Here is a 25,645-nt window from a genome sequence, read left to right as displayed (position 1 = left end):
CGTCTCCTATCCGGGCCCGTAGAGGGCCATGAAGTCGCGCGGGTTCATGTGGGAGCCGTACTCTCGCTCGGACCACGTCTCGAAGTGCAGGTGCGCGCCGAAACTATTGCCCGTGTTGCCGACGCGGCCGATGATCTGGCCCTTCTGGACCGACTGGCCGGACGAGACCGCGGGGGCCTCGATCATGTGGGCGTACAGCGTGGCACAGAGCTTCCCGCTCGGGGTGATGTGGTTCAGGCGCACGTAGTTGCCCCAGCCCGGGTGCCCGGTCACGGACTCGGCGACCGTGCCGTCCGCGGCCGCCGGGATCGACCCGCCAGCCGATGCCGCACCGCCCGCGAAATCGATGCCCTCATGGAACCCGACATACGGATAGGTGCGCGGCCCGTACTCGCTCGTGACGAGGGAGAGGGAGAAGGGCCACTGGAAGAACCCGAGATCCTCACCCGGCTCTCCCGGCCCGCCCGGGTTCTCCCCGCCGCCCGCGTTATCCGACATCGTGATACCGGAGTCGCTGATGCGGATGTAGTGCTGCCCCGCCTGGAGCAGGAGCATCGGGTTTCCGCCGGCGCTGTTCGCCGCGATGCGAACGTTCCCGGACTCGCCGAACTGGATCATCGCCTGATCGACGCCGCCGATCGTGCCGCGATGCAGACGGATCGGGATGGGGCCGTTGATCTGGATCATGCCGTTCTGACCGACCCGGATCTCTCCGTCGTCGTAGACGAGCATGTCGCCCCCACGGACGCGCACCTCGCCGCCGGATTGCACGTCAATGTCTCCGCCATCGAGGACGTTCACGCCACCGCCGGAGCGCACATTCAGCGCACCGCCGGAGAGGATGTCGAGGACGCCCTGCAGCGTGAGACGACCGCCCGAGAGGATCCGGAACAGCCCGTCGAGCGACATCGTCCCGCCGCTGCCGATGTTGAACTCCGCGCCCGAGTACATGTTGTAGACGCCGGCCTGGTTGAACGTGCCCACCAGAGAGAACAGGCCGTCCTCGTCCACGCGAAGCTCACCGTCACCGACACGGAACCGGCCACGATCGAGCGAGGTTGCTTCCTGATTCACGCCCGACTCGAGAGCCTGCACCCGCGCCTGCAGCTGCCGCAGCTCACGCAGAAGATCAGACTGGTCTACCGCCACGGCTGCACCTCCGGCGTGAGAAGCGGGGACGTATCGCCCCGGAGAGAAATGACACGCTGCTCGTGCACCCCGTCAGGGATCACCGGATCGCCGCGCACGTCGATACGGAGGCGACGCCCCGGCTGCACATGCTCAGGCGTCACCACGTCGTCACACATCACCGCGAGAGACCACTGCTCGATCGGCCGCCCGGTCTCGTCAAGCCACGCCTGAGCGATCTCCCCGAGCGCGTCATCGTCGTCCGTCGGCTTCGCGGTCGTCGTCTCCTGCCGGATCGGATAATCCACCTGCTCAGCCGCAGACCGGCCCGCGGTCTTCATGTCCTCCCCGGAGCCCTTACCGACCGCGAGAACACCAACATTGAGCCGGCCGCCGTCCTCGTCAATCGAGAGGGACCGGATCGGGGAGCCCGCGGCGGTGAGGGGCAGATCTGTCGTGCCGCGCGTGATACGGCGATTCACCTGCACCTGCCACCGCAGCGCCCCGTCAGCCCAGTAGGGCCGGAAATCGATCTCCGCACCCGTCGCCTCCCACTCGTCGAGGAGATCCCTGACGGCGCGCATTTCGTTGTAGCGCAGGTCACGAGAATGCGGCCCCGACGCGTCCTCGGGGAGGTCCAAGGGCAGCGCCCACCGATCCGTGATCGTCGTGACCCGCGCGAACACCGCCCGCACGGCACCCGCGATCGACCGCCGCGTCCACTTCATGTCCCACGACCGGCCGTAGTTCACGACCTGCCCCGTGAAGCGGGCACCGATCAGCTCACGGATCGACTGCGTCTGCACCGCCCGCGTCTGCGTCGCCGGATCATACGAGCGCCGCATGATCGGCCCCGCATACGCGACATGATCACCCGCCGACACGACGAACGTCCTGCCCCACGTCGGGGCCGTCAGCCCGTCCTCGAGTTCGAGGGGGATCGTCTCGGGGTCCGAGAGGCGGAGCGTGAACTCGCCCGGCTCCCGACCCGTGATCGAACGCGTCCACGACACCGACGCGGGATTCACGTCGACGAGATGCCGGCCGTTCTTCGTGTCGACAATCGAATACCGCCACATGCGCGACCCCCTCAGATATAGGTGTCGCGCAACGCGACCTCCATCGACGGGCCACCCGTGATCGTCACCGGCCCCGCCACAGCACCCCGCGGCACCGTGAAAACATCCGCCGCCGACACGACCCCCGTCAGGACGCGCCCATCACGCCGCACCCAGCCCGTACGCATATCGATCACGTCCACCGACGACGCCGACTTCGACCCCGACACCCGGAACGCATGCCCCCGGTACGAGATCGTGTAGCCGTTCGACGCAGCGCCCATGACCGTGCAGACCGGATGCGCATCCGTATTGCCCCGATGCCACGGCTCGACCGACCTGCCCGACCAGACCCGCCGCTCCCCGTATCGACGAGGATCCGGCGCCCACAGCTCCAGCGAGTAGTTCGCGACCCGCCCGTACGTGACGACTCGGATCTCCGGCGCGGCATTCAGCTGCACGAGTGCTGACGATGTCCCCTCCGTTGTCGTGACGGCCAGATCGCCGAGCTGACCGTCCGCAAGGATCCCCGTCATCCGGGCCATCGCAGACTCTTGCTCGCCTGGGCTTCTCGTGTTGATCTGACCTTCGACCGTGATGAGTCGGCCGCCGCGATATGCCCGCGAGGCAAACGCTCCATGGGAGAGCGGCCGGTCGGCGTCCTGACGGCGTACGCCGACCGACTCGAACCATCCCCGGATCTGGTCCTGCCAGATCGTGAACAGCGCCCACGGGTCGCCCCCGTCGAACGTCACCCCGTCGAGGGACGCGTACATGAGGCCCACGCGTGTCATGCGTCCCCCTCTCGCGCTCAGAGCCTGAGCGCCTTCTGGATTCCGCGGGCGGCGACCCGCTCGACGTCGGACGCGGTCATGCCCGGCTGCAGGTAGAACGTCTGTTCCACATGAATCGGGCGCGGGTCGGCACTCGAGGTGCCCGCCTCGGCCATGCCCTGCCGAGCGATCTGCCCACCATTGTCGGTCGCTCGTGGGCCGACGTTCGGCGTGCGCACTGAGGTTGGGACGGAGAGCGCCTGCGTGGTGTCGCGCAGGCCCCCTCTGGCGTGCTCGAACACCGCGACCCCGCCGAGCCGCTTGACCGCTTCCTTCGCGATCTCACGGTTGCGCGCTTCCTGGCCGACCTTCCCGGACAGGAACGCCTCCCAACGCGTCTCGGCCTCGGCGAACTTGTAGATCGCCTGCGGCCGTCCCGAGTAGACCCCGGAGGGGAGCGACCCGTGCACGACCTGGCCGCCGTTCGCGAACGGCTGCGCCTTCCCGCCGTCGAACAGGTTCCCGTCCGCGCTCGCGGGCGTCACCACCCGGTTGCCGCCGAGCTTCCCGCTCGTGCCGTCCTCGTTCCACCGAATGGTGACGGTGGACGACCGCGCGCGGGCTACCTCGTTGAGGGCCTTCTCGACCTCCTCGAACGACTTCCCGTCCTTCTTGACCGAGACGCTGCCATCGGGCAGCTCACGGATCTCGAAGCCGAGCGAGCTCAGGGCCTTCATCAGCCCCGGGATGTCGTCCTCGCGGATCTCGAAGTCCCCGTCAGGGGTGTCTCGGATCTGCATCGCGAGCTGGAACAGCCGCATCTCGGCCTCGTCGATCGTGCCGGCGTCCGAGATGAGGAACTTGATCTCCTCAGGGACGTCGAACATTCGGTCGATGAGGCCCTGGATCTGCTCACCTGAGAGGCCCGCTTCTTCCGCGACCTTCCGCAGGCGCCCCGTGTAGTCGTCGTAGATCGACTGGAGCTCTTCGATGCGGGCGCCCTCCTCGCCGCGTGCCTTCGCCGCCTCATCGGCTGCGACGACCGCGTCAAGCATGCGGTTGTTCATGTCCTCGACCTGCTTCGACAGGTTGGAGCCTGCCTCGGTGGTCGAGTCGATTTCGCCCTTCGCGTTCACGAGCGACTTCGCGACGTTCTTGCCGTTCTCGTCGAGCACCTCGAAGGCGTTCGCGACGGCGCGGGTCTGATCGTTCAGCTCGCGCTGCACCTGCTCCGCGGTCTTCGTTCCGCCGTTGAGGAGATCGAGCGCCTGCTTCAGCGCGTTCGTCTTCTCCGCCGCGGTCGACGTCGTGGAGGCGAAGATCTCCATCGCCGTGTTGATATCGGCCGTGGTGCGCTGCGCCTCGGTCATCTCGGCACGACTCTCGCGGACGGCAGCAGCGAACTCGCGCTCCTCTTCGGCCGCCTGCTTCACCGCGCGCTGGGACTCGTCGAGGAAGTCCGTGAGCTCCGCCGCCGCAGTGCCCACGCCCCGTGTCTCTCGACCCAGCTCGCCGTACTCCCGAGCGAGCTCGATGCCCGCCTCGCCCATACGGCCGTAGGCCGACACGACGCGACGGTTCGCCTCCTCGGACCCGTTGAGCGCGTCCGTGACGACATCCTGCGAGATCCCGAGCTTCTCGGCCAGGAGAGCCGACCGCTCCGAGACGTTCGCGGCCTCGGCCTGAGCGTCGACGTACTCCTGCAGCTGACGGTTGACGACCTTGACGGCACCCTCATTGCCGATCATCGCGGCCACGAAGTGGTTGCTCTTGACGCCTACCTCGTCGAGCTTCTCGACCCATCCGTCGTCCACGATCTCCTGGGCGAAGAACTCGCGCGTCGCCGCGGTCATGCGGCCCGTCGCGCCCTCCAGGGTGTCGCGAAGCCCGACGACTCGCTCGTCGAACTTCTTCGACTGCTCCTCGGCCGCGGCCATGGCAGCCGTGACGGCCGTGACAGCGAGCGACATGCCGGTGAGCGCGAGCCCGACCGGGTTCGACACGAACGCTGCCTTGAGCGCGCCGCCGAGCCCGGAGGCGGCCTTGCCCGCGTAACCGAAGGCTCCCGCGAGCTCGCCGGTCTTGCCCTCCATCGCTCCGAGGGCCTGCTGGACGGCCATCTGCTCGCCGACCCGCTTGAAGCCGTCGAGGACCGTCTGCACGGGCCCCTCGAGTCCCTTCATCGCCGACCGGACCCCGATGAACGCGGTCACGGCAGCGAGCACAGGTGTGGGGATCTCACCGATCGCGGTGACGAGCGGAGTGACGACGGTCGTGACGCCCTCGATCACGTTCGCGACCGCCGGGAGACTGGAGGTGAGCATCCCGGCGAAGGACTTCACGACCTCCCCGGCGACGGGCCCGAGCGGGCGGAACGCGTCGAGGAGATCCGCGAGCGCCGCGCGCACCTCGGGAGAGGCGAGCGCGACAGCTGTGAGGGCGCCGGTCACGGGGTTCAGCGCGCCGACGAACTGCCCGATGACGGGGATGCCGCCGAGCATCGACCCGGTCCAGCCGACGAGCGCACCACCGAGTGCGGCGATCGCGGGCGCGTACCGCTCGGCGTGGTTCAGGAACGTCTCGAACTTCGCGGAGTCCCACGTGCGGATCGAGATCTTCGCCTCGTCGAGTCCCTTCGTGATGCCAGCGAACGCCGGGGAGAGCCGGTCGTTCATGACGGTCACGATGGGTTCGACGTGCTTCAGTACGGCGCGGAGCACGTCGGCGACCTGGTTGCCCCAGATGATCGCCATGCCGCCGCCGGCCTGCGAGATGAACGGCTCCGCGAGGGCGGCACCGATCTCGCGCTGGGCGGCACCGATGCGGTCGACCGCTCCGGACCAGGTCTCCTTCACGTTCGAGGCAGCGCCGTCGAACTTCTTCGTCATCTGCTCCGTGAGGACGTCGACGGCCTTGCCGGCGTCGATCGTGCCTTCGGTGATGGACTCGCGGATTTCCGCGGCGGACTGGTTGAATCCGGCTCCGAGGAGAGCGGCTGCGTCGAGGCCGCGCTCGCCCATCATGTTCAGGTCCTCGGCGGTGATCTTCCCGGACGAGGAGATCTTCGCGAGGATCGAGACGATCTCGCTGATCTGCTGGTTCGAGCCGCCGACGGCGGCCGTCGCGTCCTGTACAGCGGAGAGGATCGGGATGACCTTCTCCGCCTCGACGCCGAAGCCGATGAGCTGCTGCTGCGCCTGCAGGAACGTCGCCTTCGAGAACGGGCTGTTGCTCGCGAAGTCGTCCAGCTTCGCCATCTGAGCGTTCACGGCCTCGGTCGACCCGAGGAGCGTCTTCAGCGCCGCGCGCGACGTCTGCTGCATCGTGTTGTACGCCGCGCCGGTCTTGAACAGCGACGTCATCCACGCTCCGGTCGCGACCGAGACGCCAGTGACCGCCGTGGCGGCGGTGCGCATGCCCGCCTTGATGCCCTCGGCGACCTTGTCCCCAGCCTTGCCCGCGCCCTCCAGGGAGGTCCCCGCGGACCGCGCGTCGCGTCGGAACTGGTCGACTCCATCGAGTCGGATCGTCGCGACGAGCTCGCCAGCGTTGAACGCCATGGGGGCCTCCTACGGGTCGACGTACCCCCGAAGTCGGGAGTCAGGGGCGAGCAGGAGATGCATGACGCGCGCAGCGATCGAACGCCAGGGGCGTTCCCAGAAGGCGGGGTCGTCGGCGTCGAGCCCGAACCGCGCGTGCAGCTCGGGCTCGACGACGTCATGCCAGTGGGTGAAAGCGGCGGTCCAGATCGGCTTCAGCTGGAGGTGCTCGCCGTCGTCGGGCGCTGTCCCTCGTCCTTGGAGCTGGTCTCGCCACCACTTCGGGTACTCGTAGCGGGGGAAACGGCCGCGCTCGTCAGGTTCTCCGACGCCGAATCGAGCGATGTCCGCAGTAGTGAGTGCACGTCCGCGAGGCCCGTCGTCTTGAGGAGCCTCTCGTGTGCTTTTCCCATGCCGTCCGAGATGTAGGTCTGGACGAGCTCGATGCCGCCGCCCTGCACGTTCCACATGAACGCGACGTTCACGACGTCGGTCTGTTCCGCGGCGCGCAGGTCGCTGATCTGCTCGAACACCTCGTCGCCGAGCACACGCTGCGCGAGGGTCGTGGCCTTCGCGGGCGCGTCCTCGGGAGGGGTCGCCCCGAACTTGATGCCAACCCAGTCGGCGAGCAGCTCGGCACCCACCCTCGCGGGGACCGGGGGGACGAGGAACGTCAGCGCGTCCTCGCCGCCCCCGATGATCACCTCGAGGCGGCGGCCCTTCTCACGTGCAGTGATCACGTGGTTCTCCTTTCAGGGGCAGGGCGGGCTCAGTCGCCCGACCCGCCTCCAGTGCCGCCGTCGTTGCTGGTCTCGAGCGCAGGGTTCGGAATCTTCCGGCGGTCGCCCTGGCCAGTGAGGTCGAACTGGAAGAACTCGATGCCGTCGTTGCCCGTGTTCACGCGCGACCAGTTCACGGCCGCGGTACCGGCATAGGCGAGTGCCTTCGACGTCGCGTGGTAGTAGCGGTAGCCGATGATGTTGTCCGATGCGATGCCGTCAGCGGCCTCGATGAGCGCGACAAGCTCGGGCTGGAACTCGCCAGTCTCGTCCTTGACGCCCTTCACCTGCACCTGCATGGTGAAGTCCTCGCCGGTCTTCGACTGGCTGGTCTGCCCCTTGTTGGCGTAGGTCGTCGAGTCCTGCAGCTTCGGGGGAGCCGCCGGGGTGAGACCGGTGATGTCGGGGACGTTGAGGTACGTCGGGTCTTCGATGAACGGATCCGCGGTGATGTCCCAGATCCACTCGAAAGTGTTGCCGGTGTCGCCCTGCGTGGGCGCGATGTCGGCGAAGGTGGTCATGCTTTCCTCCTGTGAATGCGAAGAGCCCCCACCGGTCGGTGGAGGCTCGGGTGCCGCGCCTGGCGGACGGGGAAGGGGTCAGAGCGCTTCGAGCGCCGTGAGGGTCCAGTTCGACGTGAATGCGGTCCGGTGGTTCTTGTCCTGCCCGATGGGGGAGAAGGACCGATACCTGCCGCGCGCGATGATCGGCCCGAGGTTGAGGAGCTGCTCGTCGATGAGGTGCGAGAGGGCGTCGAACATGTCGATGCCGTTCAGCGGGTCACCCAGGGTGCGCCACCGGATCTGGATGTGCGAGACGGTGAGGCGTCGCGACGCGGTAGGGGAGAAGGGCGTGTACGCCGGCTGGTAGAGCGCGACGGAGATGACCTCCTCCGGCGTCTCCGGGAACGCGGAGATGACGATTCCGCGCTCGTCGGGCTGGTAGACGCCGTCGGGCCGGTAGATGCCGAGCTCGGCGTCTGCGATGTGCTGCGCGAGGCCGTGCAGCATCTGCGCGTGGTGGCTCACGTGGTCCTCCTCACCCGCCCAGCGCGCGCTTGATCTCCATGCGGACGACGCCGATCAGCTGACTCTCCAGCTCGATCGCGGGGCCTTCGAGGTACTTCGACTGTGCGTTGGGGTTGTACGTCTTCTGGAAGTTCATGTCGACGCCCTCGTGCACGGCCAGCGCGTAGTTGAAGCCCTTCTGCTGGGCGTTGAAGGTGACTGCTGCTTCGAGATCATCCGGCGTCGCGTCGTGCGTAGCGCCAGAGTTGCGGAGGTCGCCCGTGTCGACGGGGACGCGCGACTGCGCCTCGGCGAGGAGCGCTCGGGCGGCCTTGTTCAGCCCCGTGGTAGCGGCGCCCGCGACTGCGGAGGCCGCGTCGTCCCCGTTCCATCGGAAAGTCGACATCGCCTACTCCAATGCGAGTTCGGTGAACCGTGGGAGGCGCGGCCAGTCGCCCGTGCCGACGGCGATGACCGTAGCCTCGCGTTCATTCCCACGGCCCTTCCAGATCGTGACCGTGGATCCGAGCGGCACCTGGTGCTCGGGCAGATCGAGCGCGACTCGAGCAGACGAGGACGCCTCGGCGCTGGTCGCGGTGCGCACCAGCTTGTGGCTGTCGTCGATCGCCGCACGCTTCGGCACCACTTCATCGCCGTAGACCGGGCCGCGTGGGCCTTCGCCGATCTTCGGTCGGTACGAGACGAGGCCGCCGTGCGGCATCATCCGAGCGGGGAGGCGCATCAATAATGCACCTCCCACGTGATCCCCTCGCAGGAGCGGAGGATGTCGTCGACCGCGGGTGCCTCGCGGGCCTCCTGCTTCGAACGTGCGTCCGTCGCGCCGCCGCCACCGGGGAGGGTGACGGAGAGGATCGACCCGCCGCCCGCCTGCGCGGCAGCGCCGGTTTCGTCGCCCGTGTCCGCCCAGAACGCGAGCTGCGCGAGCGTGGCCTCCTTGATCGCATTCTCGACGTCGGGGTCGGTGGGCCTCCCGTCGGCGTCGGTCGCGAAGCGCGCGGTCTTCAGCGCGCCGCGCACGCGACGAGACGCCGCGGCGATCGCGTGATCCACGTCTGCCAGCGCCGCCGCGACCGCCTCGGGGACCTCCTCAGCGGTGATGAACGGATGCCACATCCGTCAGCCCTCCGACGCGCTCGAGATCGCCTCGATGAGGTCCGTCTTCTTCGCCGATTCGGGAAGATCCAGATCGAGATCGGCGGCGGCCGCGCGCAGCTCGGCCAGGGTGCGCTTCGCGAGCGGTCCCGCTTCGCCGTCGCTGGTGATCGTCGCACCGACGTGCTCGAGGTAGCGTCGCGTGCTCGTGCCGATCTTGCGGACCGTGGCGTGCCCGTCGGTGAAGACGATGCCCGCGACGATGCGGGTCTTCGCGAGGCGGGGCGGGAGTTCGATGTTCAGAGCCATGGGGCCTCCTCGGGTGGGGAGCGGGCGGCGGGCGTGCCGCCGCCCGCTCGATTCAGTCGCCCGTGGGGGCGGTGAGGGCCGCCACCTTCACGGCCTTGTTGGTGTTCGCGGGGAACTTCACGTCGCGCTCGGCCGCGTATGCGTCGAGCTGCTCGTGCGTCCACTCCTCGGACGGCTCGAGGTCACCCTCGGATCCGCCCGGGTGCGTGCCATCGCCGGCGGCCTCGGCGGACGACGGGTTCGATCCGGAGCCCGTCTCCCCGCCCGTGGGGTCGTTCTCAGGCGAGCCCACGGGGTCCGCAGGGTCGGCCGGGACGGGGACACCCTTCCAGCGAGCGAGCGCTTCGAGATCCGAGCGGGGCTCGTCGCTGACGACGACCTGCCCGGACGTGGCGTTCTGATATGCGTGTGCCATGGTGCGTCTCCTATTCCTCGATCACGCCGGCAGTTCGGAGAGCTGCCAGGAGCGCGTTGAACTGGGTGACGACGTCGGCCTCGTCGGTCGCGTCCGCGACGGGCGCGCCGCGCTTGACGAGACCGGTCGTGGTTCCCGTCGCCGGTCCGTAGGTGGTGTTCGCGTCTGGTTGCCAGGCGACGCCGTCTCCCGTGCGCTTGAGCACCTGCCCCGCCGCGCCGCCCGACGGGACGCCCTGGAGCGTGTCGGGCGCCGCGCCGAGCGTGGTGCGCGCCGCGGCCGGGGACTCCGCCGTGAGCAGGGCGGTCCCCACGTCGGTCGCGTCGGTGATGTCCGACGACGAGACCGGCGTGGGACCACCGCCCTGGACCACGACGGGCAGCGGCGAGGAGGGAGAGACGCGGAGCACCTCTCCCTCCTCGTTCACGAACCGCGTGACCATCAGGCCGCGTCCGCGCCCTTGATGAGCACCGCGCGGCGAGGGTCGAGCGTCTTGACGCCGTACAGCACGTCGAGGGACACGATGTCCTTCTTCTTCGCGATGTCGTAGTCGAAGACCACGCGGATGCCGAACCCGTTGTAGCCCTCGATGGCCGCGTCCTGCGCGCCCATCGGCAGCTCGAGCTGGCGGGTGACCAGCGCGGCGGCCGTGCGGTGGAACGCGACGGACACCTCGGTCGTCGGCTGGCCGGGCTCGGGGGCCGCGGGCGGCTGGCCGATGTTCTGCGACATGTAGGCCGAGAAGCCGAACACGTCGGAGCCGATCGACCCCTGGCGCAGGCCCGCGGTGGAGCCGGAGCGGTCCGCGCGCTTGATCAGGTCGTTCGACAGCCACTTACCGCGGGTGCGGGGGCCGACGATCGCGCGACGGTTGACCTCGGGCACGCTGTCGACGTCGAGCTCGACACCGGCCTGGACCAGAGCGTCGGGCTCGTCCCAGAGGCTCCCGGCCTCGGTCCCGACCTCCTTGGTGATGTCGTTGCGGAAGCCGAGCACGTCGCGGTCGATCTTCTGCGAGATCGCCTCCATGGCCGGGTTGAGGAGCTGCGCACGGAAGTCCGCGAGCTCGAGGGTGCGCTGACGCGAGGAGACCGCGAAGGACACGTCGGCGTGGTGGTTGAGGCGCACCGGGATGCCGTTCTCCGTGGCGTCCTGGATGTTGATGCCGGTGTCGGCGTCGAACTCCTCGGCCTCGAACACCGCGGGCTCGCGGATCGTGATGGTGTCGCCGACAGCGCCGACGAACTCGCTGTCGTAGTCGCGGTGCACGAGCTGCGCGGCGACGGTGTTCTCGTAGAGCGTCGCGAGCGCGGCGCGGGCGATGACGCTCGGGGTGAGCAGGGTGTTAGCCATGGTGGCCCTTTCTGTCTGGGTTAGTCCGCCACGCCGCGGGTCTTGCGGTATTCGGCGCGGAGGGACTCGATGTCGTCCGCCGGGGCGTTGTTGCCTCCGGCGGGAGGGGGAGCGCCGTTGCTGCTGGAGGGGGCCACCTGGACCTTCCGGTAACGGCTGTTGGAGTCGACCTCCGCCTTGACGAGCGCCTCCACCTGGGTGGCGTAGTCGCTGGCGGTCGAGTCGATGGCCGCGAGCTTCTCGTTGAAGCCGCGGGAGTCGAGGAGGGCGTCGGCGTCGCCCTTGTGCTTGGTCGCGTACCGGAGGACGGCGTTCTCGGCGCGCTGCGCCTGCAACGCAACCTGGGCGCTGGAGAGCGCGGTGTCGCGCTCCTGCAGGCGGGTCGTGAGGGAGTCGACCGTCGGGGTCTCCTCCTCGTCAGCGACGAGCCCGAGGGCCTTGCCGATGGACTGCGCGAGCGACTTCTTCTCGTTCTCCGCGTCCTCGCGGGCCTTCTTCGCTTCCAGGCGCGCAGCGGCGGCCTCACGGTTCGCCTTCTTCAGCGACTTCCGTGCCCAAGAGGGGAGCTCGTCGTCGTCCTCGCCGGGAGCCTCATCCTCGGAGTCGTCCGACACGTCCGTATCGGCGTTGGGCGTCGGATTCTCGTCGTCCGGCTCCTCGTCGGAGCCCTCGTCGCTTGGGGCGCCCGCGGCGTCGCCGTCGACGGGCGCGAAGTAGCGCAGGAACGGCCGGTGCCACGCGGGAGGGTGCAGCGGTCCGAGCGTGAGCGGCATGGTGGGCATGGGTGTCTCCTTCACTCCGGCCTCCTGGGCCGGATCAGTGGTCCCCGGTCGCGGGGGTTCGGGTCAGTTCGCGAATGCGGGCTGGGCGCGCTCGTAGCGGCGGGTCTGCCCGGTCTCGCGGACGTGCTCACGGGTCTCCGCCTGGATGTCGAGGACGCGGCGACGCATACGTCGCGCCTTCGCGTCGTCCCCAGCCGCCTCCGCGATGGCCTGCTTGCGCTTCGCGTCTCGTTCGCGGCGTTCGAGTTCGCGGAGCCGGTCGCGTGCGGCGTGCGCCGCGGGGTCGTACCCAGTCGCCATCGTCGGGACGCGGAATCCGGGTAGGTAGGGCGCCGGTCGGCAGAGGCAGTTCGGGTGGCCCGCGCCGGACGCGCGCCAGTCCGCGAGGGTCCCGGCGACGTTCACCGTGATCTCGCGGTCCTCGAACGCGTGCGGTACCGTGCGCGGGCCGGTGGATCCGCTTGCGGCGACGATCTGCCCGAACCAGGGCGCGCAGTGGCCGCACGCGTTGCGGCCACCGAGGACCGTGAACAGGTCGATGCCCGCGGATGCCGAGGTCGCGACGGTCGCGTCCGTGTACGCCCTGCCGACGGCAGAGCGGGTCGCCATCTCGGCGTAGGTTCCGATCCTCCATCGGCGGCCGGCGACGTCGGTGAACCCGGTGACGCCCCGCTCGAGAAACTCCTGCATCGCCGCGCGGCGTGCTTCCTCGGTCGAGGCACCGAGAGGGACCTGCCCGGCGTGGTTCGCGATGACCTGCTGGTAGACGTCGCCGCCACGCAGGAACTCGCCCATCGCGTCGCGCGGGTAGCGGAGGATCCGCACCCGCATGTCCTCGAACGCGTTGCCGAGGTCGTAGGCCACGAGGGTCGCGGCGAGGATGTGCTGGTCGGCGATCGAAGCGACCTGCGAGATGCGCGGGAGATTCACGACGGCCGCGGCACCCTCACGGGCGGCGCGCGCGACGACCTCCTCCGCCCACTCGCGCGTGATCCCTGACGTCGCCTGGACAGCGTGGGCTTCGAGCTCACGGACGATCGCGAGGATGTCCGAGAGATTCGCGTGCTCGGGCAGGTCGCGGATGAGGCGGCGAGCCGTTGCTTCGAGGAGTCGCGTCTCCGCGGTCTGGAAGGTGCCGGCGACCTGCATCCCGATCCGGTACAGCAGCGCCTCGACGTCGTCGTGCTCGGGGACGAAGCCAGCCATCGCTCCTCCATCCCCGAGCGTCGACTACTCGTCGGGCTCGTCTTCGGTCTCGTCGCCGCGTTCCATGCGCTCGCGCATCCGGTCGATGTCGTCCTGCGAGGGCGTCGTCGCGTCGTCGACAGTGCGGACCACGGTCGGGTCCGACGCCTTCCCGATGCCGAACTCGTCCTTGATGCGGTCGACCTCCTTGTTGACGGTCTCGCCGTCCCAGTCCGGGTGCTGCATGCGCACCCGCGTCTCGATCGACGCCGACTGCGCCGCATAGAGCATCTGGTTCGTGCGCGCCATCGACTCCTGATCGGCCTGCGCCTCAGCCGGGAACCGGAACTCAGGCGGCTCCTCCGGGAACGGCCCGCCGTACAGCACCGAATCGAGCTGCAGCCACGTGAGGAGGAACTCTTGCACGCCGGCCTTCCAGTAGTTCGCCTTCTTGTCGCGCGTGCGCTCGGAGAGCCGCTCGTCGGCCTTGATCTCGGTCGCAGTGCGCATCCCGGTGGCGTCGCCGCCCGCGGATCCGGGCGTCCACCCGGCCGACCGCATCGCCTGGTCGCGCAGCTCCTTGATGGTCGCCGCATGCTCCTCGACGCGGATGTTGAACTGGTGCGCGTGAAAGCCGAAGTCCTGCCCGCCAGGGCCGGTGATCGTGTTCATGCCCTCGTAGACCTCACGGTCGACGTCGAACGAGGCGCCCTGTCCGAAGCCGTTCGACTCGAGGTACTGCTTCGCGACGACGATGCGGGCCTTCGCGAGGCGGATGTCGCGCATCCACGACGACCAGACCTCGTCGATCGCGTCGAACAGTTGCGTGATGTCCGCGAAGTCCGACTGCCCGAGGCGCGTGAGCGCCGGGTCCTTCCGGAACCGCTTGTTCGGGCGCATGTTCGGGATGTATGCGGCGGTGAGCCCTTCCACGCCCGTATCGAGCCCGGAATCGTCATCGACGACCTCGGAGAGCCATTCGGTTTCGCGACGGTCGGTGAGCGGCACGCGTCGGCCGAGGTTGCTGGTGGTGCCCTCGAACAGGGCGTGCTCGACACGGCCCCGCGAGTGGTGCTCGAGGTGCCGCCAGACGACGCCGCGCTTCCCCTCGTACTCCGTGAAGAACGTCACCTCGTGGAGGTCGCCGTACCGGAACGTGGGGATCGCGGCGTCCGCATGCACGGCCTCGGCGCGCACCTCGCGCAGGTCGTCTTGGTTCCACACGAGACGCAGGTACGTGCCGCCCAGAGCCGAAGACACCTCGCCGGACTCGAGCAGCAGGGAATGGAACCGGGGCGTGTTGATGATCTTCTCGACGCGGGCCTGCATCCTGTCGCGGTCGTTCTCGCCTTCCGTACCGCGCTCGCCGGGGAGGACGACGCGGGGCGCCTCTCCGAACAGGTAGTCGGCGCTCAGCGTGGCGATATCGGCCGGGAGGGGGATGTGGAGGCGGACGCGGTTCTCGCCGCCCTTCTGGGGCTTGCCGAGCCATGCGCGGGCGCCGAACCCGACGATGCCGCCGTTGTGCTGCGCGGGGTGCGTGATTGGCTTGTTCGCGTAGGCAGACGTGAGTCGGTCGACGTCGCCGACGTACCAGTCGTCGAACGTGTCGATCGCGTCGAAGTAGGGCTCGAACGCGGGCGGCAGCCACGAGGTGTTCTCATCGGGCAGCGGCACGGTGCACCTCCTCGGGTTCGTTCGGGGCGTAGCCGGGGTCGCAGCAGAGGGCCGCCGTGAGCGGGTGCCGGTACTCGGATCCGCAGGTCGGGCAGGCATGCATGGCGGATCCCCTTCGGCGGAGGTGGGGGTCGGAGGGGCGCAGGTCTGCCTGGGCGAGTAGACCAGCCGTGATGGGCAGCCTTCGCGCTGTCGTTGGACGCGTTGACGCCCCTCCGAGGTCGTGGGCGGAGGACGGGCGCGGCTCGTGGCCAGGCGCCCGCCCTCCGGTTGTGCAGCTTCTCGTCTTCTCGGGCCTGCACGACCCTCACCTGGGCAGGAGAAGCCCCGGACGTGTGGAAGCGCCTATTCGTCGCCCTCGGCCTCGTCGATCGCGTCCTGGACGTACGACGCCAGTTCGCCATCCGCGACGGCGTTCGCCATCGTAAGGAGGCCCTGCGAGGTGATGAACGTCTGATCGGGCGCGGTGAAGACCCCGATGCGCTGTTCGCCGCTGTCGGTCATCCACTGCACGATCGCGTACATGCCGGTGACCATCCCGCCGAGCTGATCGCCCAGGAGCGCGGTGACCTTCTCGCTCTCGTCAGGGAGGTAGAGGGCCATCAGGACAGTGCCTCGTGGACCGCGTCGCGGACGACCTGCGGGTCACCGCCTTCGACTACGAGGTTCACGGTCCCGATGATCGGTCCCTCCGGCTCGACGCCTTCGGGGATGACCTTCACCGCGACGTTCACGACGCGACGGGGCTGCTCTTCGACGACTTCTTCGATGTCGGGGCCGGCGAGCGACATGTGCGTGACGGCCTTGACGGGCTCGTACGTCTGCTCGAAGATGTCCGGCTTGCACGGGTAGAACTCGCCCTGCACGCCCCGGATGATCCAGTCGCCCTGGAGCGCGGTCATCGTCCCTTCGAGCGTGCGGATCGCGAGCACGTGCGAGTCGCGTTCGCAGGAGCCGTCGTCGTCGCAGTGGTAGGTGATGGTCTCGCCGAGCGAGAGCGCCCAGTCGATGATCTCGGTGGCGCGGCCGACGGTGCCGTCGTACTGCATCGCCTCGATCTCGACGGGCTTCTTCCGGAACCGCTGCGGGCCGTTCACGAGCGGCCTCCGTAGTCGATTCCGGTCACCCGCAGTGGCGCGTCGCGAAGCGGTGCTTGCAGTGCCCGCACCCACGCCTCCGGTGTCGTCTGCGCCCACTCCACGGCGGACGGCTGGTCCTTCACGTATGCGAGGGTCACGTGCGCCCGGTACTCGGGGAACGTGTTCACGTGCGGCAGGTAGGAGAGCCGCGCGTGCGCCTTGAGCAGCTCCGGGGTGAGCTTCAGGTGCGCGACGATGCACTTGTACGGATCGTCCGGGTAGGGCGAGTCGAACATGCCGACATGATCGACCGTCACCGTGGACAGGTCAACGTCGGCGAGCAGCCGATCGACGTGCCCGCGCCAGACCGGGCCAGGCTGCAGGAGACCGTAGAGCAGCGTGACGTGCGCGCCCTTCTCGCCGACCGCGCCGTCGATCCACCAGCGGGAGGAGTCCACCCCGCGGAGGGAGTAGAGATCGCGATCAGGGTCGAGGCCCGCGTCGGCGGCGTAGTCGGTGACCTCGATGGGCTCGACGTCGGCCATGATGCAGCCGAGCTCGTTCAGGTCGATGCCCAGCGCGGCGTGCATGTCGGAGAACAGGTGCGCGGACTCGGGCATCATGCGTCCTTCCCGTAGGCGACGTCGCGCGCCCGGCGCAGTGTCTGGATGGTCTTGTTGACGTCACGACGCTCAAGAACCTCGGACACGATGCGGATCTGCTGCTCGCCGCCTTCTGCCGTGTCGAGCATCTGGCGCAGGTCGCCCACCGTCATGTCGATAGCGACCTGAACCCAACCCGACGGGTGATTCGCTGCGAGGGCGCCCTCGCCGCCGGCACGGTTCCACGAGACGTGCACGTTCCGGCGCGGTAGCTCATCGACCACCGCGGGGTTATCTGTCGGCCTCACCGTGTTGTGGGTGATCTGAACGCGAGGCATGCTCGCTCCTCTCATCGAGATATCCCCGTCGCGGGGTGACCCGGCGGGCGCCGGGAAGACCAGTGCCGATACGCTCGGCGGCATGAGTGCAGAAGCATGGGTGGCCGTTGTGGCCGTCATCGTGGCTGTGGCCGCACTAGGCGTCAGCTGGTGGCAAGGTCATGCGGCGAACGCGACTGCGCGCGAGGCGAGAGAAGAAGCCGCCAGGGCGAACGAGTATGCAGCGAAGGCGAACACGATCGCCGAGCGTGCTGACGCGCGAGAAGCTGATTCTCTGAGACTGCAGAAGCGGATCGACGCTCGTGCGGCTGAATTCCGCGACGTGCGATGGAAAGGGATCCACGAGCGGAAAGAAGACGGATGGTACTTCCGGCTCGAGAACGTCGGTCTCTCATCGGCAGAGAACGTGACGCTCGTCGTGGACACGGAGCCGAAGGGAATCGTCATGCAGCTCTTCGGCGAGTTGCATCCGGGGGACAAATGGGAGCCGAAGACGCGAGAAGCGGAAGACGCGGATGACCACCCTGAATACCTCGACGGGTGGCGCGTCTATTGGTCGAGCCCACTCGGGCACGCGGACAAGCATGTCGAGCCGCGCTTCGAGTACTACGACGAGATCTTCGGCAATCAGGAGTAGGCCGATATCCTGGGCGGATGCGTCGTCTCGTTGCTCCCGCCGCCCTGCTCGCTGTCCTCGCGCTCTCCGGGTGCAGCTCCTCGCCGGCAGAGTCGGCGGAGGCGGCCCCCGCTGACCTCGGCGGCGTGTGCGCGAGCTACGCGGACGCCTACGAGTCGTTCACCGACGTGGCGCATCGCGACGGACGCAGCGACGAGGAGATGGTCGCGGCGCGCGACGAGATGATCGCCACGTGGAATGACGCGGAAGACGAAGCCCGCGCGATCGACGAGGACGTTGCCGACATCATCGGCCACAACATCGACAACTTCACGGAGAGCGTTTCCGGGAGCGCGCAGTCAGACGAGTATCGGGCGCTGTTCCTTGAGGGGCACGAGGGGCTCCTCGCGATCTGCGGCTGATCAGGCGGCGAGACTCCAGACGCCGTTCAGCATCGGCCGCCACATCGTCTCGGTCGTGGCGACCACGTAGCGGCCGCCGTCGAGAGAGTGGTCGTTGACCTTCACGGGCATGTCCTGGCCCTGCAGCGCGGCCTTCGAGTCCCACGAGTAGCCGGGCGCCTCCGTGATGAACCCTGGACAGTGGTCCGTCACGACGAGCTGTTCCTCAGAGAGGAGTGACGCGACCGTCGAGATCCCGTACGAGACGTTGTTCAGGCCGCCCGCCGTCGGGATGTCGAGGAGGTTCAGTTCCTTCTGGAAGTGCGACGCGGCAGGGTCCACGATGATGAACTCCGGGCGGAGCGCCGACTCGTACGGCAGGTGGTCGCGGTAGAGCCAGTCGCGGAAGAGTCCCGCCTGCTGCGACGGGGACAGCATCGCCGCTTTCTTCCCGCGGGCGTCGTGCCGCCATTCGTCGATCAGCCACAGGCGGGAGCCGTACTTCCCGGTCGGCTGCTTCTCCTTCGAGATGCCGAGCAGGAGGCCCGTGGACGGGTTGTTCGTGCCGAAGTCGATGCCGACGCCGAGGAGCCGATGCATCGACGGCGTCGCGCCCCACGGCTTCACGTGCCGTGACGGGTCCCACATGCCGTAGATCGCGCCGTCAGCAGAAACCCATTCGCCGAGGATCTGCCGGCGATACCAGAGGCCCACGTACTGCGACCGGAGACGAGCCTTCACGGACTCCGAGAGGGACGGGTTGTCGTCCATCAGGAAGTGGAAGCGCCGCCAGTCGGGCAGGCGCCGCATCTGATCGATGAAGTCGACCTTGAGCCAGTGGGCAGGGGAGTCGGGGTTCGTCGTGGCGAACATCTTCGACGACTCGAGGGACATGCGGTTCAGGACCTGCTTGAATGCGGTCTCCTCGATAACCGTCGCTTCATCCACATATACGGCGAGGATCGTCATTCCTCGGATCTTCGATTCCGCACGAGCGTCGTTGATGCCGATGACCTGCACCTCGCGGCCAAAGATGTGCGCCGTCGGAGCATTCTGGCGGTACTTCACCGCACCCCGGAACGCACGCAGTCCGGCCGATGAACTGATCGTCTGAAAGAAGTTGCGGTAGATGGACCCGAGGTTCTTCCCCACGATCACGAGCTGGCCATCGAGCTCACCCTCGAGCTGCGAGACGTGAAGCAGGAACGCGAGCACCGACACGTATGTCTTGCCCGCACGGATCGACCCCTCCCAGAGATTGAACGTCGCGCCCGGCAGCCGGCACGCGTAAAGCGACCGAGCCTGGTTACGTCCCAGCCCCGCCGTTCCCATCTCCGTCGCCGTCGCCAGCATCTGCCACCTGCCCGTACGTGTCGCCCTCGAACAGGTGATCCAGTCCGGCAGTGAAGCCCGCGATGGCCGCCTTCACCTCAGCCGTCACGTCCTCTTCCGGAGCCTTCTCGACAATCCGAGTCGCCTTGTCGAACGCGATACCCGCCGTCGTCAGAACGTTCCGCTTCACCTCGACCGGAGGCGTATCGAACGTGTGAGAGTTGAACGTGTTGTCCTTGCCGCCGAAGTTGAAGACCTCATACGGCTGCGACAGTGCGTCCAGCATCGCGTGCGCTTCACGCATCATCTTCTCCGCGAGAAGCTGTCGCGACTCCGCCAGATCGACCCGGTGGGCCTTCACCGCCGCTTCCGTCGACGACCGGTCGAACGACAAGCCCAGAGCCTTCGCGACGTTCGTGACCGTCGCACCCGAGTACCCGATCTCCTTCGCGATCGCGTTCCTCGACATGCCCCGTGCGTGGAGCTCGCGCACACGCTGACGCGTTTCGTCTGTGACTGGTCGGCGGCGGGCCATGGTGCTACCTCGTTCTGCGCCTCCTGGGCGCGGGCACGGGATGGGAATCGCAGCCTTATGCTCGTTGGACCTGAACGGAGAGGAGCACAGTGTGGTTGCGTTGGGAAGCTTCGAAGGTCGGACCTTCATCGAGGAGTTTGGACGGACCTTCGGCACTAAGCAGGTTCGTGTGACACCGGGGGATCAGCGTCCTGGCAGGACCGTGGAGACGTTCGAGGGGCAGGTGCAGGACAAGGGGGTTGGGTTCAATGTGGATACGCCCGTATACGAGGGCGACCAGATGGAGTGGGACGACCCCCGAGGTGGCACTCGCGTTGTTTGGGTAACAGCGGCGCATGTGCGTGACCCTGGCGGATCCTTCCCCTCGCACATGAAGCACGTGATGGCGGAGTATTCGGACCGCCGTCCGACGTCGGAGAGGGATGCACCTGGTGCGACGGGGCACGTGATCGTGGTCAACGGGAGCCATGTCAACATCGCGGTTGACGGGAGCACTGTGACGCAGCAGGTTCCTGTCGCTCCTGGCTTCGAGGAGCTGGCCGATCGTGTTGGTCAGGCTATTGCGACCATCGAAGAGGCTGCAGCTCTCGACCCGGATGAAGTTGAGGTAGCGAGGGAAGTCGGTGCCCAGATCTTGGAAGAGGCTAGCAAGCCGACGCCGGACACGAAGCTGATCAAGAGAGCGCTGCCCACGCTTCGTGGCGTCTTGCAGTCTGTCGTGAACGCCGGAGCTGGAGCTGCGGCATCGGGGCTCGTAGCGCAGCTTTTCGTTTAGCGTCCCCGGTTCGACGAAGCCCCGGTTCCCTCATCTGAGGGCCGGGGCTTCCGTCTGGGCGGACTGCTCCACCATCTAGGTTCACTGTGCCACGAGTGTCACATTTGCGTATTTCCTAGCGGGGGCCGCGTGTCGAGCCGCGCGGTCGGCCTCGCTTCACCCTCGCCTCGGCCTTCATGACGTCCGGCAGCGTGACCTCGAGGGCGGTGCCGGAGTCGTGTGCGCGGAGGATGCCGTCGCGGATCCAGCGGTAGATCGTGCGGCGTGAGCGTCCAGTGGCGAGGGCGGCGGCGTCGATGCTGAGGCGGTTGGCGGTGTGCATGGTGTGCTCCTCGGTCGGCTCCTTTCATCGTGCCGTGAATGTCACATTTGCGTATTTTTCGTGCGGGGCGGCCGGCCTCGCTTCACGGTAGGTGCGATGCGCTCGACGGCCTTCCGGAGGACGAGGACGCGGCCGTTCTCGACCCTCGAAGCGAGGCGTTCGTGCTGAGCCCACTCGTAGATCGTGCGGGGGCTCCGTCGTGCGATCTCGGCCGCCTCGGCAATGGTGATCCACTCTCTCGGCTGCCGGGTCATGGGAGGGTCCTCTCGATCGCGCGGGCCAGGGCCGGCCAGTCGCGACGGGTGAAGCCCTTGACCCGCTCGTGCCACTCGGGGTGCGGGCCGGGGACCGTCCAGGCGTCCTGGATGTTGGCGAGGTCGTCGAGGGCGTCAGCCCCGGCCTCGAGGGTCTGCTCCCAGGCGACTCGATCGGCGTCGTTGAGTCCCACTGCCCCGAGCGCTCCGTAGTAGCTCACCGCCCTACCGAGCTTCCGCAGCGCCTCGGCACGCTTCCGCATCTCGGCGGGCGTCATCTCATCAGCCACGGTGCACCTCCTTGAACGTCCTATCCATCTCGTCCCGCTCCTCACGACGCATCTGACGACGCTCGATCCGCTCCGCGCGCCGCTTCCCGGAGAGGAACGGGGCATCTCTCTCCTCGCCGCGCCATCCCCATTGCGGCGAATCCGGGTCGCCCCAGACGTAAATACGCCACAGCCTGCGGCCATCCGGCAGAGTCGGCTGCCAGACCGACTTGCCGCGCCTGTTCCGCCACTCAGTTGCCATCGGACTGCTCCTCTCCGGCCGCGGTCATGATCGGTCCAATCGCTTGAGGATCTGGGATGCTGCCTTATGCCAGACAGCTGCGGAAGAATCTCCGAGGGGCCGGGAGTTCCCGTTGGCCTGGAAGTCCTCAGCGAGCGCGCGGATGTCTCGGACCAGATCCGTGGCCGTGGAGGACCACATCTCGACATCGCTGCGTAGCTGGTTCAGCGCGTCCATCGCGGAGTAGTCGCACACGAGGCACGGCGCGAGGATGAGCCTTCCGGACGGTTCCTGCTCCTCCGCGAACACGCACTCGTGCTCAAGACGCTCGCTCATCGAGTGTCCTCCTGCCCCTCGACCGGCTCCCACGGGCCGACTCGGCGACGCACAGCCTGCGCGAAGCCCTCCTGGTCTTCCGCAAGCGCTTCGCAGTCCTCACGGTCAGCTCCGATATCGGTAATCGGGCGCCCCTCGGTTGCAAACCAGCGCACCGCGTACTCCCACTCCGGCTCGTGCTCCTCGTGCGGCATCGCCGTCGCGCTCTCGCAGTCCGGGATGCTCTCGATGGCCGAGCGGATCTCGTCGTAGGCGAAGTCGTCCATTCGGTCTGCAACGAAGTCGAGCGCTTCGATCGCGCCGTCGATCGCGGGGTGCTGCGAGAGCGGCTCCTCGACCGGCCCGAGAGCGGCTTCCAGGGCGGCTTCCAGGGCGGCGCGCCATCCAGCCCGGAACGCGGCACGCTCACGGTTGAGGTGCTGCGGGTTCGGCCCCACGTCGCTCCGGTACGCCACCCACGCCATCACCTCGCTGCCGCTATCGACCATCTCCTCGGTGACCGTCACGGGGCCACGACGGAACCCCGCAGCGAGGACCTCGCGAGCGGCCCTCCGAGTCAGAAACGCAGGCTGTTCACCCGTCAGGTCCCACAGCTTGTCCTGCCCCAAGACGCTCGTCAGGACGTTCAGCGCCTCGCGGTCGCTCTCGATGCTCATGCCTGCTCCTCTCCCTGCGCCCGGATCCGGGCGGCGATCTCGTCTGCGGCGAACTGGCGGTAGGTCGAGGCCCAGTTCCGCGCCGCCTCGTCCGCGATCTGCGCGGCCCTCTCGCGCTCCTCCTGGCGCGCCTTCTCTGCGATCTCGTCTCCCCTCGCTTCGGCGTTCACCATCGCGGTCAGCGAGTTGACGACTTCGAGCGCCGACGCGTATCCCAGCGGGGTGACGAGCGCCATATAGCGTGCGAGCCGCTCGTCCTTCTCCGGGGAGTACTTCTCGCGCTCCTCCGCGCGGACGGCCTCGATCATGCGGTCGAACTCGGCGCGCAGTTCGTCTCGGTAGCGACGACGCTCTTCATTCGAGGCGGAAACGCTCAGCCCCCGCAGCCCATCCGCCATGTAGACCAGTCGGCCCTCGTCCACGCTCGGCGTGAACGGCTGCTGGTCGCTCATCGCTTGTCCTCGCTTTCGAGTGCGGCCCGCATGCGCGCGACGCGCTCCGGGTTCTCAGCGCGCCACTCGGCCCACGACTCGTCCGTGAGCATGTGGCGCTCCCACTCGGGCACGTCCGGCTTCGGGAGGAACGGCTGCTCCTCGTCGCAACAGCGTCGGCACCTCTGCGGGCCGTCACCGCCGATGTACATGTGGAGATCGCAGAAGGAGAGCCCGCATCCGTTCTCGCCGGCATCCCCGCACCGATACGCGAGCCCTCGGTCGATCTCCGTGGTGCACTCGGGCTGGTCGCAGATCGCTGGCACGCCGTAGCCTCCCCAGCGGTCGACCCCGAGGTCGCGCGCGGCCCGGTCTTCGTAGACGGCGTACCCCATCAGCCATCCTCCCTCTCGTGGATCGGCTCGGCGCCCGCGAGAAGGCGCAAGAGAACACCGACGGGGTAGCCCTGCCGTCGAAGCTCCTCGACCTCTTCCAGCCCCTTCGCGAGCTTGTCGAGAGCGGCGTCTCGCGTGTTCCGGGCAAGGACGGTCCCCTCGAACCCCGCGTGTGCGGCGGCCTCCCACTCGGACGCCTGCCGCTCGGCGGCTTCGAGGGCGTCCGCCAGGCGCAGCTCCAGATCGCGGGATCCTTCCGGGTTCCGCGCCGCGTGAGTCGTCGTGCGGTTGCGCGCCTCCGCGATCAGGTCGTCGTAGTCGGTCACCGGTCTCCTCCTTCGAGTTGCTTCACACGGTCTTCGAGAGAGGCGATCCGGGTCAGGACCGCCCAGATGAAGGCGGCGACGACGATCAACCCGGGGAGGGCCGTGTCTGCGCCGATGATGAGTGCGACGACCAGCCAGATCGCTGCGGTGATCCAGACGACGGACGCGACGAACGTGTGCCATGCGTCTCGAGTGCTCACAGCGTGTCCTCGCTCTCGTGGATCGGGGTCAGCGGCCCGTAGGTCGCTTCCACGAGCCGGCGGGATTCGACGGTCGAATCGCCGACCATGCGGAGGCCGCCGTCAGCGTCGACCCACGCGTCGCCCTCGCGGTCGCGCCACGCGACCGGCTCGATCTTCGAGGGCCTGGCGACATCTACCCGGATGCCGTGACGTTCCATCGCCAGCAGGTCCTCTCCCGCGATCCGGACGGTCGCAGCGATCTTGGCCGCGATCTGCACGAGGTCATGGGAGGCCCCTGCTGCCTCGAGAATCGCGGCGTCTCCGAAGCGGTCCGCCGCATCGTCTACGCCGAGTTTCCGCATCTTCATGAGGGCCTGAGTCTCGCCCTCAGCGAGCGTCATTGCGGTCTCACTGTGACTCACTGAGTCACAGTGATGATCACTCTGGTCGCAGTGATGCCCAGTGTGCGGGCTCTGGGACCCGCCCGGGAGAAGATCGAGGATCTCCGCGCCGATCTGCACTGCGGGGAATCGCTCGCCCATCGCCGCCGTGGACAGGGTGTCCGCGTACTCCCGGACCCGCTCCACGGCCGCGGCCAGCTCGCCACGCTCCTGATCGGCGACCGCCAGGTCGACCTGAATCCTGTGCGCGTAATGCTGACCGTTCAGGTCCACGGTTTCGATGGCGTCGGCGAGCCGCATCATGCGGTCCGCGTCGGATCGCACGGCGGCGCTCGGGTGCGAGGATCGGGCCCGAGCGCGTGCGCGGACCCCTTCGATCAGCTGTTCCGTCTCCAGGTTCATGCTGCGTTCTCCTTCGTGATGGTCTCGTCGGGGTGCGCGATCCACGCATCCCGTGGGGTGAAGCCGAGGGCGGCGAGGTCGGCGTCGAATAGCGCCTCGATCCCGCCCTGCCGCGACGCTGGCCCGAGCCTGTGGCACTCGCACGAGCACTGCGCGCGATCGCAGGACACGTGCAGGCCCGTACTGCACAGGTCGGATCCCGTCCACCGGGCGGAGAGGAGTCTGATGCGGGTGAGTTCGACGCCGCAGTGCTGGCACTCGACCCGCGTTGTTCCGCCGACCGTCGTGGTGGGGTTCTCGTGGATCGACAGTTGCCCGCAGGAGGGGCAGCGGACGCGTTCGAACTTCGTGGGGCGTTCCTCTACCTCGATCTGCGCGTAAGCGCGGCGCGCGGCCTGCGCGAACGCGAGAGCATCCCGCGCGCCCTCCTCGGTGGACACCCACAGGTCGGCCCGTCCGCCGTCCCACGACGCGAGGTGCCTGCGGCACTCGTCGAGCGCGAGATGCGCGGCCGTGAGGGGTACGTAGCCGAGGGGCTGGGAGCCGCCCTCCGTGGCCTTCATTCGGCCGTCGGCTGCGATGACCAGCTCTTCCCAGCGTGGCCACGCGTCGAGCGCGGTCTCGACCTGCTCGA

General features: G+C 68.1%; 38 protein-coding genes. 3 read left to right on the top strand and 35 right to left on the bottom strand.

Annotation, left to right across the window (positions count from 1 at the left end; all coding sequences use genetic code 11):
* Window positions 1-6: 6 nt before the first annotated feature.
* The 21 genes from NHL53_RS08795 to NHL53_RS08695 form a co-directional block, all read right to left on the bottom strand.
* The gene (locus tag NHL53_RS08795; protein ID WP_433776487.1) at window positions 7-1,011 is read right to left on the bottom strand and encodes a M23 family metallopeptidase; all 1,005 of its coding nucleotides are present in this window, start codon (window positions 1,009-1,011) and stop codon (window positions 7-9) included.
* A 128-nt stretch (window positions 1,012-1,139) separates the two neighbouring features.
* On the bottom strand, window positions 1,140-2,012 hold the full coding sequence (locus NHL53_RS08790) for a hypothetical protein (protein ID WP_433776486.1): 873 nt from the start codon (window positions 2,010-2,012) through the stop codon (window positions 1,140-1,142).
* Between the two features lie 206 nt (window positions 2,013-2,218).
* A complete protein-coding gene (locus NHL53_RS08785; protein ID WP_433776485.1) occupies window positions 2,219-2,980 on the bottom strand; it encodes a hypothetical protein in 762 nt (253 codons plus the stop codon).
* A gap of 17 nt (window positions 2,981-2,997) precedes the next feature.
* Window positions 2,998-6,519, bottom strand: coding sequence for a tape measure protein (locus NHL53_RS08780; protein WP_433776484.1), 3,522 nt, complete (start codon window positions 6,517-6,519; stop codon window positions 2,998-3,000).
* A 194-nt stretch (window positions 6,520-6,713) separates the two neighbouring features.
* Window positions 6,714-7,238 carry a hypothetical protein gene (locus NHL53_RS08775; protein ID WP_433776483.1) on the bottom strand — a complete coding sequence of 175 codons (525 nt, stop codon included), beginning with the start codon at window positions 7,236-7,238 and terminating at the stop codon, window positions 6,714-6,716.
* A 29-nt stretch (window positions 7,239-7,267) separates the two neighbouring features.
* Entirely contained in the window at window positions 7,268-7,798 is a 531-nt protein-coding gene (locus NHL53_RS08770; RefSeq protein WP_433776482.1) for a phage tail tube protein, read from the bottom strand.
* 78 nt (window positions 7,799-7,876) lie between these two features.
* The gene (locus tag NHL53_RS08765) at window positions 7,877-8,305 is read right to left on the bottom strand and encodes a hypothetical protein (RefSeq protein ID WP_433776481.1); all 429 of its coding nucleotides are present in this window, start codon (window positions 8,303-8,305) and stop codon (window positions 7,877-7,879) included.
* Between the two features lie 10 nt (window positions 8,306-8,315).
* The gene (locus tag NHL53_RS08760) at window positions 8,316-8,690 is read right to left on the bottom strand and encodes an HK97 gp10 family phage protein (RefSeq protein ID WP_433776480.1); all 375 of its coding nucleotides are present in this window, start codon (window positions 8,688-8,690) and stop codon (window positions 8,316-8,318) included.
* A 3-nt stretch (window positions 8,691-8,693) separates the two neighbouring features.
* Window positions 8,694-9,008 carry a hypothetical protein gene (locus tag NHL53_RS08755; protein ID WP_433776479.1) on the bottom strand — a complete coding sequence of 105 codons (315 nt, stop codon included), beginning with the start codon at window positions 9,006-9,008 and terminating at the stop codon, window positions 8,694-8,696.
* A gap of 17 nt (window positions 9,009-9,025) precedes the next feature.
* Complete coding sequence (locus NHL53_RS08750; protein WP_433776478.1) at window positions 9,026-9,418, bottom strand: hypothetical protein; 393 nt, start codon at window positions 9,416-9,418, stop codon at window positions 9,026-9,028.
* Between the two features lie 3 nt (window positions 9,419-9,421).
* Window positions 9,422-9,706 carry a hypothetical protein gene (locus tag NHL53_RS08745; protein WP_433776477.1) on the bottom strand — a complete coding sequence of 95 codons (285 nt, stop codon included), beginning with the start codon at window positions 9,704-9,706 and terminating at the stop codon, window positions 9,422-9,424.
* Between the two features lie 52 nt (window positions 9,707-9,758).
* Complete coding sequence (locus NHL53_RS08740) at window positions 9,759-10,121, bottom strand: hypothetical protein (RefSeq protein WP_433776476.1); 363 nt, start codon at window positions 10,119-10,121, stop codon at window positions 9,759-9,761.
* A 10-nt stretch (window positions 10,122-10,131) separates the two neighbouring features.
* Window positions 10,132-10,563: a head fiber protein gene (locus NHL53_RS08735; RefSeq protein ID WP_433776475.1), complete on the bottom strand. Its 432-nt coding sequence runs from the start codon at window positions 10,561-10,563 to the stop codon at window positions 10,132-10,134.
* Entirely contained in the window at window positions 10,563-11,474 is a 912-nt protein-coding gene (locus NHL53_RS08730; RefSeq protein WP_433776474.1) for a P22 phage major capsid protein family protein, read from the bottom strand. The genes NHL53_RS08735 and NHL53_RS08730 overlap by 1 nt, the downstream gene beginning before the upstream one ends.
* Before the next feature lie 20 nt (window positions 11,475-11,494).
* Window positions 11,495-12,256: a hypothetical protein gene (locus NHL53_RS08725; protein ID WP_433776473.1), complete on the bottom strand. Its 762-nt coding sequence runs from the start codon at window positions 12,254-12,256 to the stop codon at window positions 11,495-11,497.
* Window positions 12,257-12,319: 63 nt separating this feature from the next.
* A complete protein-coding gene (locus NHL53_RS08720; RefSeq protein ID WP_433776472.1) occupies window positions 12,320-13,462 on the bottom strand; it encodes a phage minor capsid protein in 1,143 nt (380 codons plus the stop codon).
* A gap of 24 nt (window positions 13,463-13,486) precedes the next feature.
* Window positions 13,487-15,118, bottom strand: a complete 1,632-nt coding sequence (locus NHL53_RS08715; protein ID WP_433776471.1) for a phage portal protein — start codon at window positions 15,116-15,118, stop codon at window positions 13,487-13,489.
* A gap of 345 nt (window positions 15,119-15,463) precedes the next feature.
* Window positions 15,464-15,721, bottom strand: a complete 258-nt coding sequence (locus NHL53_RS08710; RefSeq protein ID WP_433776470.1) for a hypothetical protein — start codon at window positions 15,719-15,721, stop codon at window positions 15,464-15,466.
* Window positions 15,721-16,215 (bottom strand): hypothetical protein, encoded by a 495-nt coding sequence (locus NHL53_RS08705; RefSeq protein ID WP_433776469.1) that lies wholly within the window; start codon window positions 16,213-16,215, stop codon window positions 15,721-15,723. Before NHL53_RS08705 ends, NHL53_RS08710 begins: the two co-directional genes overlap by 1 nt.
* A complete protein-coding gene (locus tag NHL53_RS08700; protein WP_433776468.1) occupies window positions 16,212-16,820 on the bottom strand; it encodes a 2'-5' RNA ligase family protein in 609 nt (202 codons plus the stop codon). The genes NHL53_RS08705 and NHL53_RS08700 overlap by 4 nt, the downstream gene beginning before the upstream one ends.
* Window positions 16,817-17,137 carry a hypothetical protein gene (locus tag NHL53_RS08695; protein ID WP_433776467.1) on the bottom strand — a complete coding sequence of 107 codons (321 nt, stop codon included), beginning with the start codon at window positions 17,135-17,137 and terminating at the stop codon, window positions 16,817-16,819. Before NHL53_RS08695 ends, NHL53_RS08700 begins: the two co-directional genes overlap by 4 nt.
* Between NHL53_RS08695 and NHL53_RS08690 the strand changes: the two genes are divergently transcribed.
* Together NHL53_RS08690 and NHL53_RS08685 are read left to right on the top strand one after the other, a co-directional pair.
* The gene (locus tag NHL53_RS08690; RefSeq protein ID WP_433776466.1) at window positions 17,136-17,774 is read left to right on the top strand and encodes a hypothetical protein; all 639 of its coding nucleotides are present in this window, start codon (window positions 17,136-17,138) and stop codon (window positions 17,772-17,774) included. The two genes, NHL53_RS08695 and NHL53_RS08690, sit on opposite strands and share 2 nt — an antisense overlap.
* 17 nt (window positions 17,775-17,791) lie before the next feature.
* Window positions 17,792-18,175, top strand: coding sequence for a hypothetical protein (locus NHL53_RS08685; protein WP_433776465.1), 384 nt, complete (start codon window positions 17,792-17,794; stop codon window positions 18,173-18,175).
* Here the strand turns inward: NHL53_RS08685 and NHL53_RS08680 are convergent, their stop codons facing one another.
* On the bottom strand, window positions 18,176-19,507 hold the full coding sequence (locus NHL53_RS08680) for a PBSX family phage terminase large subunit (protein WP_433776464.1): 1,332 nt from the start codon (window positions 19,505-19,507) through the stop codon (window positions 18,176-18,178). It lies immediately after the preceding gene.
* A complete protein-coding gene (locus NHL53_RS08675) occupies window positions 19,461-19,955 on the bottom strand; it encodes a hypothetical protein (protein WP_433776463.1) in 495 nt (164 codons plus the stop codon). Before NHL53_RS08675 ends, NHL53_RS08680 begins: the two co-directional genes overlap by 47 nt.
* Window positions 19,956-20,112: 157 nt before the next feature.
* On the opposite strand from NHL53_RS08675, the gene NHL53_RS08670 reads away from it, so the two are divergent.
* The gene (locus NHL53_RS08670) at window positions 20,113-20,796 is read left to right on the top strand and encodes a hypothetical protein (protein WP_433776462.1); all 684 of its coding nucleotides are present in this window, start codon (window positions 20,113-20,115) and stop codon (window positions 20,794-20,796) included.
* A gap of 115 nt (window positions 20,797-20,911) precedes the next feature.
* Here NHL53_RS08670 and NHL53_RS08665 read toward each other — a convergent pair whose 3' ends face one another.
* From NHL53_RS08665 to NHL53_RS08610, 12 genes are read right to left on the bottom strand one after another with little or no spacing between them, the layout of a single operon-like run.
* Window positions 20,912-21,118 carry a helix-turn-helix domain-containing protein gene (locus NHL53_RS08665; RefSeq protein WP_433776461.1) on the bottom strand — a complete coding sequence of 69 codons (207 nt, stop codon included), beginning with the start codon at window positions 21,116-21,118 and terminating at the stop codon, window positions 20,912-20,914.
* 41 nt (window positions 21,119-21,159) lie between these two features.
* Window positions 21,160-21,372: a helix-turn-helix domain-containing protein gene (locus NHL53_RS08660; protein WP_433776460.1), complete on the bottom strand. Its 213-nt coding sequence runs from the start codon at window positions 21,370-21,372 to the stop codon at window positions 21,160-21,162.
* Window positions 21,369-21,662: a hypothetical protein gene (locus NHL53_RS08655; protein WP_433776459.1), complete on the bottom strand. Its 294-nt coding sequence runs from the start codon at window positions 21,660-21,662 to the stop codon at window positions 21,369-21,371. The genes NHL53_RS08660 and NHL53_RS08655 overlap by 4 nt, the downstream gene beginning before the upstream one ends.
* A complete protein-coding gene (locus NHL53_RS08650) occupies window positions 21,655-21,903 on the bottom strand; it encodes a hypothetical protein (RefSeq protein WP_433776458.1) in 249 nt (82 codons plus the stop codon). Before NHL53_RS08650 ends, NHL53_RS08655 begins: the two co-directional genes overlap by 8 nt.
* Before the next feature lie 24 nt (window positions 21,904-21,927).
* Window positions 21,928-22,218, bottom strand: a complete 291-nt coding sequence (locus tag NHL53_RS08645) for a hypothetical protein (protein WP_433776457.1) — start codon at window positions 22,216-22,218, stop codon at window positions 21,928-21,930.
* Window positions 22,215-22,874, bottom strand: coding sequence for a hypothetical protein (locus tag NHL53_RS08640; RefSeq protein ID WP_433776456.1), 660 nt, complete (start codon window positions 22,872-22,874; stop codon window positions 22,215-22,217). Before NHL53_RS08640 ends, NHL53_RS08645 begins: the two co-directional genes overlap by 4 nt.
* Complete coding sequence (locus tag NHL53_RS08635) at window positions 22,871-23,326, bottom strand: hypothetical protein (protein WP_433776455.1); 456 nt, start codon at window positions 23,324-23,326, stop codon at window positions 22,871-22,873. Before NHL53_RS08635 ends, NHL53_RS08640 begins: the two co-directional genes overlap by 4 nt.
* Window positions 23,323-23,700: a hypothetical protein gene (locus tag NHL53_RS08630; RefSeq protein WP_433776454.1), complete on the bottom strand. Its 378-nt coding sequence runs from the start codon at window positions 23,698-23,700 to the stop codon at window positions 23,323-23,325. The genes NHL53_RS08635 and NHL53_RS08630 overlap by 4 nt, the downstream gene beginning before the upstream one ends.
* Window positions 23,700-24,026 (bottom strand): hypothetical protein, encoded by a 327-nt coding sequence (locus NHL53_RS08625; protein ID WP_433776453.1) that lies wholly within the window; start codon window positions 24,024-24,026, stop codon window positions 23,700-23,702. The genes NHL53_RS08630 and NHL53_RS08625 overlap by 1 nt, the downstream gene beginning before the upstream one ends.
* A complete protein-coding gene (locus tag NHL53_RS08620; RefSeq protein WP_433776452.1) occupies window positions 24,023-24,226 on the bottom strand; it encodes a hypothetical protein in 204 nt (67 codons plus the stop codon). Before NHL53_RS08620 ends, NHL53_RS08625 begins: the two co-directional genes overlap by 4 nt.
* Complete coding sequence (locus NHL53_RS08615; RefSeq protein WP_433776451.1) at window positions 24,223-25,011, bottom strand: hypothetical protein; 789 nt, start codon at window positions 25,009-25,011, stop codon at window positions 24,223-24,225. Before NHL53_RS08615 ends, NHL53_RS08620 begins: the two co-directional genes overlap by 4 nt.
* Window positions 25,008-25,574, bottom strand: a complete 567-nt coding sequence (locus NHL53_RS08610; RefSeq protein ID WP_433776450.1) for a hypothetical protein — start codon at window positions 25,572-25,574, stop codon at window positions 25,008-25,010. Before NHL53_RS08610 ends, NHL53_RS08615 begins: the two co-directional genes overlap by 4 nt.
* Window positions 25,575-25,645 lie beyond the last annotated feature (71 nt).

The organism is Microbacterium sp. gxy059 (assembly GCF_050958665.1).
Classification (GTDB): domain Bacteria; phylum Actinomycetota; class Actinomycetes; order Actinomycetales; family Microbacteriaceae; genus Microbacterium.
Note: the sequence above shows the minus strand (reverse complement) of the source record. Positions and strands in the feature narration are given on the sequence as shown.